The sequence below is a fragment of the Dolichospermum compactum NIES-806 genome, from assembly GCF_002368115.1.
Lineage (GTDB): Bacteria > Cyanobacteriota > Cyanobacteriia > Cyanobacteriales > Nostocaceae > Dolichospermum > Dolichospermum compactum.
This window is the reverse complement of the sequence record NZ_AP018316.1, coordinates 3,253,712-3,268,491: the sequence shown is the minus strand read 5'-3', so window position 1 is coordinate 3,268,491 and position 14,780 is coordinate 3,253,712. Positions and strand designations below refer to the sequence as shown.

Annotated in this window: 4 protein-coding genes; 2 read left to right on the top strand and 2 right to left on the bottom strand. The window is 40.0% G+C overall.

Annotation, left to right across the window (positions count from 1 at the left end; all coding sequences use genetic code 11):
- Positions 1–17: 17 nt before the first annotated feature.
- Entirely contained in the window at positions 18–11,504 is an 11,487-nt protein-coding gene (locus tag CA730_RS25185) for a Calx-beta domain-containing protein (RefSeq protein WP_330221266.1), read from the top strand.
- A 279-nt stretch (positions 11,505–11,783) separates the two neighbouring features.
- Here the strand turns inward: CA730_RS25185 and CA730_RS15370 are convergent, their stop codons facing one another.
- Positions 11,784–12,185, bottom strand: a complete 402-nt coding sequence (locus CA730_RS15370) for a PIN domain-containing protein (RefSeq protein ID WP_096668589.1) — start codon at positions 12,183–12,185, stop codon at positions 11,784–11,786.
- 4 nt (positions 12,186–12,189) lie between these two features.
- Entirely contained in the window at positions 12,190–12,408 is a 219-nt protein-coding gene (locus CA730_RS15365; protein WP_096668587.1) for a hypothetical protein, read from the bottom strand.
- 480 nt (positions 12,409–12,888) lie between these two features.
- On the opposite strand from CA730_RS15365, the gene CA730_RS15360 reads away from it, so the two are divergent.
- Positions 12,889–14,643, top strand: a complete 1,755-nt coding sequence (locus tag CA730_RS15360) for an SGNH/GDSL hydrolase family protein (RefSeq protein WP_172891197.1) — start codon at positions 12,889–12,891, stop codon at positions 14,641–14,643.
- The last annotated feature ends 137 nt before the right edge of the window (positions 14,644–14,780 follow it).

Here is a 14,780-nt window from a genome sequence, read left to right as displayed (position 1 = left end):
CCCTATATGAGCTTAAAGTGATTACGGGAACAGGACAATTCAGCCCTGGCGCGATCGCATTTAGTAGCAGTAGCTATAGCGTGAACGAAGAGGGTACAGCCGTTCAAGCCATTACCTTAACCCGTATCAATGGTAGTGATGGCATTGTTACGGTTACTGTCACACCCAGCAATGGTACAGCAACACAGCCTTCAGACTACAACGGTACTCCCATTGTGGTTTTCTTTGATAATGGGCAGATTTCAAAAACAGTCGTTGTTCCCATCGTTGATGACACACAACTTGAAGTTATTGAAACCGTCAATCTGACCCTGAGTAACCCCACAGGTGGCGCAACATTAGGAACACAACAAACAGCAACTCTGAATATCATTGATAATGATGCTGTACCAGGAGTTATTCAATTTAGCAATGCTAACTATTCAGTTAATGAAGATGGTACACCTGTCACCGCAGTTACTTTAACTCGCACTAATGGTAGTGATGGAGAAGTTAGTGCGACTATTAGCTTAACTAATAGTACAGCTACAGCCGGAAGTGACTATAGCAATTCACCAATTACAGTTAATTTTGCTAATGGAGAAACCAGTAAAACGGTTACTATTCCTATTGTTAACGACACCCAATTTGAACCTGATGAAACCATTAACTTAACCCTGACTAACCCCCAAGGTGGTGCAACTTTAGGAACGCAAACAACAGCCACATTAACCATTATTAACGATGATTTACCCAAACGGGGGACAATTAGCTTAAATAGTAGCACTTATACTGTTAACGAAAATGGAACATTCAGTGTTGATTTGACTCGTATAGGGGGAAGTGATGGTGAAGTTAGCGTTACTTTAACTCCTACTGATGGCACAGCTACAGCAGGTAGTGATTATAATAATTCACCAATTACGGTGACTTTTGCTAATGGGGAAACTAATAAAAACGTCACCATTCCTATTATTGATGACAATGTTTACGAACCTACAGAAACCGTCAATTTAGCTTTATCTAACCCCACAGGTGGCGCAACATTAGGAACGCAACAAACAGCAGTTTTAAATATCATTGATAATGATGCTGTACCAGGAGTTATTCAGTTTAGCAATGCTAACTATTCAGTTAATGAAGATGGTACACCTGTCACCGCAGTTACTTTAACTCGCACTAATGGTAGTGATGGAGAAGTTAGTGCGACTATTAGCTTAACTAATAGTACAGCTACAGCAGGGAGTGACTATAATAATTCACCAATTACAGTGACTTTTGCTAATGGAGAAACCACTAAAACCGTTACTATTCCCATCATTGATGATAGTATTTTAGAAAGCAATGAAACTATCAATTTAAGTCTTTCTAATCCCACCAATGGCGTAACAATCGGAACACAAAACAGCGCAGTTGTCAATATCATTGACAATGATTTTAAACCGACTTTAACTGTTAATATTACAGCGGAACAAGCTACCGAAGGCAATACCGTTCAGGGAACAGTTACCCGCAATACTGACACAACAGAACCCCTGACAGTCACCTTAGTTAATAGCGATAATACCCAACTTACTGTACCTATTACAGTCACGATTCCCGCAGGTGCAAATTCTGCCACATTTAATATTACTGCTGTTGATGATACCTTAATTGAACTGCCCAAAAATCACACAATTATTGCCTCTGCTGCTGGGTTTATTAGTGGTTCAGATAGCCTAGCAATCATTGATAATGATGGAGTTAATTTAACCTTAACCCTTGATACCAATAATATTAACGAAAATGGTGGCAAAGCCACTGCCACTATCACCCGTAATATAGTCACAGATACGCCCTTATTGGTGCAACTTTCTAGCAGTGACACCACAGAAGCAACCGTTCCGGCTACCGTTATTATTGCAGCAAATCAAGCATCTGCTACCTTTGAAATTCAAGGGGTTGATGATACCATTCTCGATAGTACACAAGCGGTTATGATTACTGCTAAACCTACCTATACAGGTACGAGTGTAGTCACAAATGCAGGTCAAGCCACTGCTAATTTGAATGTCGTTGATAACGAAAGTTCTAGTTTAAACCTTGTTATAGACAAAGATATTATTGCCGAAACTGGGACAGCTACAGCCACTATTACTCGTAATACTGATATCAATAGCGAGTTAATTGTTAACCTCAGTTCTAGCGATACCACGGAAGCAACTGTTCCCAATACTGTCACCATTCCTGTAGGACAAAATTCTGCTACTTTCACCATTACAGGAGTTAGTGACGGAATTAATGATGGTAGTCAAAAGGTGACTATTACCTCTTCCGCAACCGGGTTAAATAGTGGTAGTGATAGCTTAGAAGTAACTGATATCAATGTTCCTGATTTAATGGTGACTCAGTTACAAGGAATTCAAACTACCTATACAGGTAAACAATCCCAGTTTACCTATACTATTACCAATAATGGCATTATTAGCGCGGCAGGAAGTTGGAAAGACCGGGTTTATTTATCAACTGATAATAAACTAGATGCTAATGATACCTTATTAGGAGAATTTGGCGTAGGAACTACAGACAATCCTGCTAATTTATTAGCCGGAACTTCCTATAATCGGACTGTTACCTATTTTGCACCTCGTACTCCTGGACAATATTATTTAATTGGTGTTACAGATTCAGGAAATACAGTTAATGAAGGGGTCAGCATTGGTGAAAATAATAATACTACTATCACTCCGATAACAATTACACCTGCCTATCGTGGAACTGTTTACACTGACACAGAAACGGGTTTGGTGGGAAGTCCTATCACATTCCGAGGAACAGCATTAAGTAATAGTGATAATTCCCCCGTTCCTTATGAATTTGTCAAAGTCAGCGTAGAAAATAAGGGTAATATCCGAGAATTTGATGCTTTTACCGATGCTAATGGTAATTTTACCCAACAGTTTACCCCATTACCGGGAGAAGCAGGAACTTACAACATTAACGCTTATTTTCCTGGTAATTCCAGTGAAGATAGTGCAGCAGAAGACCAGTTTAAATTGCTAGGAATGAGGTTTGAAGAAAATGATCAACTCTTAACGCAAGTATCCCAGAAGATTACAGAAGGAACAACTGTTAACGGTGTAGTTAAGTTACAAAACTTGAGTGATGTAGGATTATCGGGATTAACTGCTACTATAAACGGTGCGCTAAGTGATTGGATAGTTAATATTACCTCAGAAAAAACGAGTTTAGCAGGTAATGAAGAAATCACCGTTAACTACAGTATTAATGTTCCCAATGACAAATGGCAATATAACAATTTCTCTCTAGGTTTAAGCACAACTGAAGGAGTTACCACTACCTTACCAGTAACGGTGAATGTAGAGCAAATTCTACCTCGCTTAGTGGCAGATATTAGCAACTTAGAAGCAAGTATGTTGCGGGGAGGTCAAAAATTAGTTGAATTTACCGTAACTAACCAAGGCGGAATTGCTTCGGGAAATTTAGATATTTCACTTCCTGAAGCTTCTTGGTTAAAGTTAGCATCTCCTGTATCAATACCTTCACTTAATCCAGGAGAGTCAACAAAAGTTTCTCTGTTATTGCAACCGTCCGTAACTCAGGATTTGACAGTTTATAATGGCGATTTAGTTATTGCCGGTGCGGAGACATCGTTAAAATTACCTTTTAATTTCCGGGCTGTTTCTGAAGCCAAAGGGAATCTAAATATTAATGTAGTTGATGAATTATCCTTCTTTGCTGAAGGTTCACCAAAGTTAAAAAATGCCACAGTTACTTTATTAGATCCCTTTACGAAAAATGTTGTTTTCTCTGAACAAGATGCAGATGGGATTTTATCAAAAACCAATTTAGCAGAAGGATATTATACACTTCGGATTAGTGCCGATAGTCATGATACTTACGAACAAAATATTTATATTAGTGCAGGAGAAACAGAGGATATTGAAGCATTTTTGTCGAGACAAACTGTTAAATATACATGGACAGTAACACCAACAGAAATAGAAGACAGATATACAATTAGTATAGAAAGCGTTTTTGAAACAAATGTACCAATTCCCACAGTCGTTATTGAACCCACATTCATTGACTTAGAACAGCTACAGGTTGTGGGTCAGGTCATGCAGATTGATGTTACAGCGACTAATCATGGTTTGATAGCTGCTAATTATATTAATCTCTATTTTGGAGAACATCCTTTTTATAAAATTGAGTCGTTAATTAATAATATTGATTCTCTAGCAGCAAAGAGTTCAATTATAGTTCCAGTAAAGATTACTCGTATTGCTGACTTTGACACTTTAAGTAGTTTTGGTGGTGAACTTTCTACCCAATCAACTCCTTCAGTTCCTTGTAGTATTTCTGCTGGTATAGATTATTCTTACGATTGCAGTGGTGTACAAATTAAAAGAGCGATTCCCCTGCCGATATTGAATGTTGAAGGTAACTGTTTCATCGGCGGTGGTGGTGCTAGTGGTAGTGGTGTCGGTGGTGTCGTCGGTGGTGCTAGTGGTAGTGGTTATTTGGGTGGTAGTGGTAGTGGTGTCGGTGGTGTCGGTGGTGCTAGTGGTGTTCGTACCTATGTTACACCCGTCACGGTTAATGTTCAATCTTCTAACTGCGATCCGCGCACAGAAAAAATTAAACAAGCTGTAATTGATCTTGCAATAACTCTAGGCAGCTATGCTCCTATTATAAAAGCTGCGTCTACGGGATTATCTTGGTGGAAAGCCGCAGCGGATGCTGCCAATGGAGAACCTAAAGACTTGATAAAAGAAGGTCTACAAGAGTTTGTTGAATCTAATAAAAATAAAACTGAATTTACTGAAAAAGCTGCAAAAGTTGCAAAAGGTCTAAAGATTATTGACGATGTATTGACAACATATAGAAATTTTAGTGAGGCTTTTGCTACTCCTTCCGTTCAAAGTGAGTTTTCAATCACTAATACTCTTTCCTTTATTAATCAAGGGTTAGGAACTTTACAACTATCTCTAGAACGTTTATCAAAAGTATATCAAGTTTGGCAAGCATTTTTTGGTGATAAAGTTTGGATGGATTCCGCGACTACGCCTGAATTTAGCGAATGGTTTGGGACTTTTCTCGCCGACACCCAATTTGGTGAAACAGATCCCGTCAAAATTTCTGATATAGAAAGAGATGAGCTATTAAATTTACCATTGCCTACCCCAATTACAGGAAGCGATGTTAATAAATTGATTGACCGATGGAATCGCACTATTGACTATTGGGAGTCCAAACTCTTTAATACTTATAATATCCCTGTTGGGGAAAGCCAAGATTTTATTGCCTTAAACCAAATCGGACCTCTTCAAGATGCTTTAGATGAAGCTATCAGCGAAACAGAGGCTGAAGGATACAGCGATATAATTGACGCTATTACCCAAAAAACCCAAGAACTGCAAGAAGCATTAGATGGTAGCGGTGGAGTTTGTGCTAAGGTTCGTATCCAAATTGATCAAGAAGCGATAATGACCCGTGCCGCTTTCCTGGGTTCATTGGAAATCGAAAACGGTAACATCACAAACCTCGAAAAGCTTTCCGTCACTCTCCAAGTTAAAGACGCACAAGGCAAAGTAGTTAATGACCTCTTTGGCATCACCTCACCCATCCTCAGTAATATTACCGCCGTTGATGGCACAGGAATCTTAACAGGAGACGACCCGGCAACCAGTGTAAATGAAGGAATAGGTAGTGCCAAATGGACATTTATTCCCACTAATCTCGCTGCACCAGAAATTCCTACTCAATACAGCATTGGTGGCACTCTATCCTATGTAGAAAACGGCGCAACCGTCACCGTTCCCCTGCTTTCTGCACCTATCACCGTCTATCCCCAAGCAGAATTACACCTAGACTATTTCCATCAACGGGATGTTTTCGCTGATGATCCCTTCACCGATGATATTGTTGAAACCTCCGTTCCCTATTCCCTCGCAGTATTAGTCAGAAACGAAGGTAAAGGTGATGCCAAAAACTTGAAAATCATCTCTAGTCAACCAAAAATTATTGATAATGAAAAAGGCTTGTTGGTTGACTTCCAAATCATCGGTTCAGAAGTCAACGGTACAGGTGCTAGTCCTTCATTAACAGTTGATTTCGGTAATATTGCAGCCGGAAAAACAGGCGTTGCTGACTGGTTACTCAAATCAAGTTTACAAGGTAAATTTGTTGATTATAAAGCTACCTTTGAACACGTTAATAGTTTGGGTAAACCTGAACTTTCCCTAATTAAAGAAGTCACAATTCACGAACTTATTCACCAAGTTCAAGTTAACCATCCTAACCCCGATAACTTACCCGATTTTCTGGTTAACGACACCTTTGATGCCAAATTTACCCCCGATATTATTTACTTTAGCAGTGGCGGCACAGCACCAGTAAAAGCCGTTAAAAATACCACCATTGACGCACCTGCAACCTTAAATGATCTAACCGTGCAAATTTCCGCCACTGTGGAAACCGGCTGGACTTATTTTGAGTTAGCAGAACCCAGTAACAGTCAATTCGATATCGTTAAAATTCAGCGTGCAGATGGTACAGAAATCAACTTAAAGAATATTTGGACAACTGACAGAACTTTCCCCGGTACAGGAAGACCAAAATACGAAAATATTCTGCATTTCCTTGATAATACCAGCGCTGGCAACACCACCTACACCGTTACCTATACCCCTGGTGGTCCCACCGTCACCGATATTATTGATGTTAGTCCAGATCCTCGCGCCACTGCTATTAATGCTATTTCCGTTGACTTTTCGGAAGCAATTAAAACCAATAGCTTTGATTACAACGATTTAAGTTTAACCGTCAATGAGGGAACAAATTTAATTAACTCCACCGTAACTATTCAGTCTCTATCTCCCACCCGTTATCAAATTACAGGATTAAACAGCCTCACCACCACTGACGGACAATATACCCTAGCCGTTAACGCCAGTGGTATAGAAGATACGACAGGCAAATTAGGCACAGGTTCACTAACGGAAACTTGGATCAAAGCAGCAACAGGAAACTCTGATAATACTCCTCCCATTTTTACCGATATTATTGATCTCTTAATTGATCTGCGTAATCAACCTGTTTCTAATCTCAATGTCACCTTCTCAGAAAAAATTGACTTCAGTACCTTTAATTGGCAAGATATCACCCTCACCCGTAATGGTGGCACAAATTTAATTAACAATACTGTCACTATCTCTGCGGTTAATGACACAACATACCGTATTAATGGTTTATCAGGATTAACCACAACAGATGGAAATTACACCCTCACCGTCAATGGTAGCGGTATTCAAGATTTATCTGGTAACGCGGGAACAGGTACACAGTCAGAAACCTGGGTGATGGATACCACCGCACCCGCAGTACCCAGTAATATTGTTGTTGCGGGAATATCCCCCAATAATATTAATAATGTAGAGATGTTGTATACAACGTCTCTACAAAATACAACGTCTCTACAAATTCTCACTACATCGGGACAAACCCTTATTAACACCACCACCCCAACTATTAGTGGAGAATTAGGCGAAACTGGCTTAAAAGTCTTTGTCTACGATAAAATTACCAATCAACTTTTAACACAAGCCACCGTTACAGGGACTCAATTTAGTAGTAGTGTACAACTTCCCTCCCCTGGTGCAAGAGAATTAGAAATCAGGGTACAAGATGCAGCAGGAAATACCACAAATACCACTTTAAGCCTATTTGCAGATGTCGCCCCACCAGTAATCAGTCAATTCCTGAACGTTCCCACCTCAACCCTTAACCCCGTCAATACTATTGATGTCCAATTCTCCGAACAAATTAACCTCAATACCTTTGATCAAAGTGATATTAGCCTCAGCCGTGACGGTGTTAACCTTACCTTACCTAATACCGTCACTGTTACCTATATCTCCGATACAACCTATCGCATTAACGGGTTAGATAGTTTAACTAACACTCCTGGTGTTTACAGCCTAAAAGTTGATACTACTACCATCCAAGATAATGCAGGTAATAGTGGTGATGCAGCCAAAACCGCAACATTTACCATTGCTGCACCACCAACCCCTGGTATTACTTTAATTCAAAGTGGTGGTAGCACCGCCGTTACCGAAGGGGGTAATACTGATAGTTATACCCTTGTTCTCAAAACTCAACCGACTGCTGATGTGACTGTTACCCTAAACGGTGGTAATCAAATTACCATTGATAAAACTACCGTCACTTTCACATCTGCTAACTGGAATACTCCCCAAACTGTTACCGTTACAGCCGTTAACGACACTATCGCCGAAGGCAACCACACCAGTACAATTAGCCATAGTGTTAGCAGTACAGATGCTAATTACAACAATGCCACACTTCCTAATATTGCTGTCAGCATTACCGATAATGATGCTGAAATTCGGGGGATGAAATGGCATGATCTTGATGGTAATGGGGTAAAAGATGCTGGGGAAACTGGTTTACAAGGTTGGACAATTTACCTCGATACCAACACCAACGGACAATTAGACAACAGCGAAATCTCAACTATTACCGACACAAACGGTAATTATCAATTCACTAATCTGCGTCCAGGAGTTTACACCGTCGCTGAAGTTCAACAACCAGGATGGAAGCAAACCTTCCCCGGCGTTAATATCACTACCACCAACGCGGAAATTCCCCTTTATACCCCAACTTTAGATATTATTTCCCCTCTCGACTCAATCAGCGAGGTTCAACTCAACTTCAATGCGGCTAATTATATAGTCAAGGAAGACGGCACAGCAGTCACAGAAATTTGGGTAACTCGCACAGGAAACGCCAGTAATACAGTTAGTGCTACACTTAGCTTCATTGATGGTACTGCCAAAGGATGTGGATGTGCGGCTAGTTCCGTCAATAATGATTTCAACAATCTTCCCATTACTGTCACTTTTGCTGAAAATGAAACCAGCAAACTTGTTTATGTGCAGAATGCCCTGTTAGGTAATCCTAATGCTATCAAAATCCGTAATGATGAGAAAGTTGAGGGAGACGAATATTTTACAATTAAACTGACTAACCCCACAGGTGGCGCAACCATTGGCAATCAAAGCAGTGCTACTGTGACTATTGTTGATGATGAAACCCCTGCCAATACTACAGTAACTCCTCCTTTAGAAAGTCCGAGTACCACAATTTCCAGTTTGGTGGATAGTCAAGCAACTTCTTTAATTAACCTGGATAATTTCTGGGCAGATAGCCGATACGCTAACATCAAAGGCAACAGTTTAACTACAGTCATCATTGATACGGGTATAGACTTAAATCATCCCATCTTTGGGGCTGATGCTGATAACAACGGCATTGCTGATAAAATCGTCTATGAATACGACTTTGCCGATAATGATACAGATGCTAGTGATAAAAATAATCACGGTTCTCACATTGCCAGTATCTTTACCAGCGTTGCCCCTGATGCCAATATCATCGCCTTAAAAGTCTTTAAAGATAACGGTGCTGGCAGTTTCTCAGATTTAGAAAAAGCCCTGCAATGGGTGGCAGCTAATAGCACAGCATATAATATTGCATCTGTCAACCTTTCCATTGGTGATAGTCAAAATTGGACAACAGCCACCTCTCGGTATGGCATTGGTGATGAATTAGCAGCGATCGCCTCCCAAAATATCATTATCAGTGCCGCCGCAGGTAACAGCTTTTATCAGTATGGCAGTAACCCCGGATTAGCTTACCCAGCCATAGATCCCAATGTCATCGCCGTTGGTGCGGTTTGGGCGGATAATTCTGGCACTCAGAAAAACTTTGTTGGTGGTGCAATTGATTACACCACAACTGCTGACCAAATCGCTAGTTTCTCCCAACGCGATCGCAACTTGTTAGATGTATTTGCTCCTGGTATCTTAATTACAGGCGCTAATGCCAATGGTGGTACTACCTCGATGGGAGGAACTAGCCAAGCAACGGCTTATGTTACAGGCGTGGCAACTCTCGCACAGCAGATAGCAGAAGAAAAACTTGGTCGGAAACTCACAGTTAATGAGTTTCGTAATCTCCTAAGTACAAACAGTGTCATTATCAACGACGGTGATAACGAGAATGACAACGTGATCAACACAGGAGCAAATTATCCCCGTGTAGATTTATTGAAACTCGCAGAAGGTATTCTCAATCTCAGTAGTTCAACTTCTAACCCCAATCCTGTTGATCCTGGTAATAACAATAACAATGGCGCAACTACCATCTTCGACAATACCATTAACCTTGTTCATACCGTCAATTTGACAGCAGGTGCAGTCCGTACAGGAATTGATTTTGGCAACCAACAAATCATAGTTAATCATCCGCCTACGGTTACTAACCTTATCGCCCCTCAAACGGCAACTGAAGATACAGCCTTTAGTTTCACTATCCCAGAAAACACTTTTACTGATATTGACGCTGGTGATGTTCTTACTTATTCCGCAACATTAGAAAATGGTAATGCTTTACCAAGTTGGTTAACCTTTAATCCCACCACTCGCGCCTTCTCCGGTACTCCCAATAATGATAATGTGGGTAGTTTGAATATTAAAGCGATCGCTACAGATAAAGCCGGGGCAACTGTTAGTGATATCTTTACTATTACAGTTGAAAATGTCAACGATGCACCGACATTAGCAAATACAATTGCAGATCAAACCGTTAAACAAGATAACCTCTTTAACTTCCAAATTCCCACCAACACTTTCAGCGATATTGATGCTGGTGATTTTCTGACTTATTCCGCAACATTAGAAAATGGCAATGCTTTACCAAGTTGGTTAACCTTTAATCCCACAATTGGCACCTTTAGCGGTACTCCCAGTAATGATAATGTTGGTAGTTTGAATGTTAAGGCGATCGCTACAGATAAAGCCGGGGCAACTGTTAGTGATATCTTTGTAATTACAGTTGAAAAAATCATTGATAACCAATCTACAACTGTAGGAACTCCAGGAGATGATAAATTGATTGCCATTCCTGGTAGTCAATTTGATGGTCAAAACAATATTGTATTTACAGGTGCAGGTAAAGACGAGGTAGACCTGTCCACTGTATCTGCTTTTCCCAACTCAGGTAACAATATCGTTGATCTGGGTAGCGGTGATGATACTATCTTTGTCAATAAAGGCGATCGCGCTTTCGGTAGTGATGGTAATGACATCTTTGATGCTAGAGATGGTCAAGGTGGCAACCGCATATCCGGTGGTGTGGGTGATGATACCTTCTACTTGGGTAGCAATGACCGGGCTTTGGGTGGTGATGGTAAAGATATCTTCAGAGTTAGTCTTGGTGGTGGTAACTTAATTTCCGGTGGTGCTGGCGCTGACCAATTCTGGATTGTCAATGCTGAATTACCCTCTTCGGCTAATACCGTGCTTGACTTCCAACTGGGTACTGATGTTATTGGTATTCAAGGTGCTGTTAGCTTGGGTATTACGACATCCACACTCCAGTTAAATCAAGTTGGTGCAGATACCGCGATTATCTTTAACCGCGATTATCTTTAATAATCAAACTTTAGCGACTCTGACTGGTATTCAAGCCAGTAGTTTGAGTTTGACAGATTCTAAACAGTTTGTCTTTGCTTAGAATCTAGGGAACACCAAAAAATAAATTACCCAATTTTGTGGGATGGGCATCCTGCCCGTCCTTAATGATTAGCGGGCTTTTCGTCCCGCACCACAAGAAATTTTTGGGTATTTTTGTAACCCACATTCCGCATGTGGGTTATATTGCATTCAAGCTCCTCATTAAAAAGCGATTACTAGGTCGCGCTTCGCTATCGCTTAGAGAAAAGGATTAATAATTTGTAATCCTTCCACCGTAAAACCGTGTTGCATATCCTCTGAATAGAGTTGATTGACATTAACTGATAGTGCGCTGGCGATAATTAAACTATCCCAAAATGAGAATAAATATTTTGTTCTTAATGCGGATGCTTTCAACAATATATTCAAATCGAGTTCAACGATATGATGAATTTGATAAAAACCTTGAATAAGATTTTGAATTTGATTTTCGGGAAATTTTCCTTTTTTGATTAGGTTTACACAAACTTCATTGATTACCTGGGTACTTAAATAAAGTCCTGTTTGTATGGCTAGATGGTTAGCAATTTGATGTTTTCGGATATCCTGGCTCTGATTAAGTGCATATATCCAGATATTTGAATCTAAAAAAGTCGTCATCTTTTTATTCGGTTTCGTAAATTTCTTCTCGTTTCATTGGATTTAATTGTTCTATATTTAAAGGATGCTCCAATAAATATTGGAGGTAATTTCCAGATTGTTCAGAGGTTTCTTGTTGAAGAGTGACTTTAACTATATTGGGTTGTTTTAACTGTTGTTGGTACTGTTCGGGAATTTTTATCATCCCATTTTCAATAGTGGTTTGAAATTCTACAGTAATCATATATATTTTCTTGCTCTTTGCTCGCTTGTTAATTGTATTATAGCTGAATTTATTTCCATTACCATTCCTAAAAGCATCAAGGCGATCGCATCCCCATCAGCGATATCTTCAGTCAGCTTCGCGATCGCACCCCCAAATCTCCCAAACAGCAATGTATACGACGTTACTCAAGTTAAATCAAGTTGGTGCAGATACCGAACGCCACGCTTCGCTATCAAACAACCTCTTAGCATACTAACTCCGGTAGAGCCGAAATACCCTGTTTAATAATTGATAATAGTTCGTTTTTTAATTCGGTTTCTGTGAGTTGAGGTTTACTAATTGTGTCAAGTTATTTTTTTACATAAGGCTACAACCCAGTTATACTATGACTTCCAAAATTGTTATTAACGAAATTTCCTTAAATTCGTTAAATTCGCACATACTGAGTTACTGATCTGATACAACTTGGAAAATACATTTACCATTAAGGTAAAAAACGTGAATACCGCACCCATCCTCAAAAATCCACTTTTAGATCAAACAGTTAAGGTCAATTCTACCTTTACATTTACACTACCCAAAGATACCTTCTCGGATGCAGACGCAGTTAATCCCTATAAAAACCTCGTCATCTTTGGTGATAGCCTCTCAGATACAGGTAACTTCTACAAAGCCTCCGGTAACACTTTTCCTGCACCACCTAATTATCAAGGTCGTCTTTCTAATGGTTTAATTTGGGCTGATTACTTTGCCTCTGATTTACAATTTACAAACCCATCAATTCAAAACTATGCCTTTGTGGGCGCAAATACAGGAGTAAGTAATACTTTTGGGCAAATAACCGTACCTGGATTACTCACACAAATTCAGCAATTTAAAACTGTAAATACCAATTCCATCGGTAAAGATGGACTGTATGTAATTTGGGCTGGTGCTAATGATTTTCTGAATCTTGCCACAGATCCTACTCAAGCTGTGACTAGTGCAGTTACTAATATTAGTAGTGCAATTACAACTTTAGCCGGATTAGGTGCTAAAGAAATTGTTGTTGGCAATTTAGCCGATTTGGGTGCTACTCCTGCGAGTATTGCTAGTAATAATGTAGCTAATGCCAGAGCAATTTCTCTTGGCTTTAATACAGCTTTAAATCAAGCTTTAACTAACTTAGAACCAGCTCTAAATGTTAATTTATCTTTGGTAGATAACTTTGGTTCGAGTACAGCAGTTCAGACTAATCCTGCTAATTACAAATTCACGAATATTACCCAACCTCTAATTACAGCCACTAATCCAGTTAATCCTGATCAATATGCTTTTTGGGACGATGTTCATCCCACGACAAGACTGCATCAGTTAGTAACAGATACATTTGAAAATACACTGCTCAATGATGGAGTAATTCCTGATTTAATTAAATATTCCGCCACTTTAGCTGATGGTAGTAAGTTACCAGATTGGCTGAATTTTAACTCTACAACTCGAACCTTTAGCGGTACTCCCACAACAGGAGTTACAGGTTCACTGGATGTAAAGGTAATTGCTACAGATAAAGCAGGTGCAACTGTCAATGATATCTTTACTCTCGCAGTCGAAAAAATCATTGACAACCAATCTACAACTGTAGGAACTCCAGGAGATGATAAATTAATTGCCACTCCTGGTAGTCAATTCGATGGTCAAAACAATATCGTATTTACAGGTGCAGGTAAAGATGAGGTAGACCTGTCCACTGTATTTGCTTTTCCCAACTCAGCTAACAATATCGTTGATCTGGGTAGCGGTGATGATACGATCTTTGTGAATAAAGGCGATCGCGCTTTCGGTAGTGACGGTAATGACACCTTTGATGCGAGAGATGGTCAAGGTGGCAACCGCATATCCGGTGGTGTGGGTGATGATACCTTCTACTTGGGTAGCAATGACCGGGCTTTGGGTGGTGATGGTAATGATATCTTCAGAGTTGGTCTTGGTGGTGGTAACTTAATTTCCGGTGGTGCTGGCGCTGACCAATTCTGGATTGTCAATGCTGAATTACCCTCTTCGGCTAATACCGTGCTTGACTTCCAACTGGGTACTGATGTTATCGGTATTCAAGGTGCTGTCAGTTTAGGTATTACCACATCCACACTCAAGTTAAATCAAGTTGGTGCAGATACCGCGATCGTCTTCAATAATCAAACTTTAGCGACTCTGACTGGGATTCAAGCCAGTAGTTTGAGTTTTACAGATTCTAAACAGTTTGTCTTTGCTTAGAATCTAACTCAGCAGTTAGGGGTTTAACGCATTGCGTTAAACTTTGAAAAGTATCAGAATTAATCGAGATCCCCCCAACCCCCCTAGAAAGGGGAGCTAAATTCCTCAAAGTCCCGCTTTTCAAGGGGGATTTAGGG

Excerpts from the sequence above, each read along its gene's own strand:
- CA730_RS15370 (WP_096668589.1), bottom strand. The coding sequence starts at position 12,185 with ATGACGACTTTTTTAGATTCAAATATCTGGATATATGCACTTAATCAG.
- CA730_RS15365 (WP_096668587.1), bottom strand. The coding sequence starts at position 12,408 with ATGATTACTGTAGAATTTCAAACCACTATTGAAAATGGGATGATAAAA.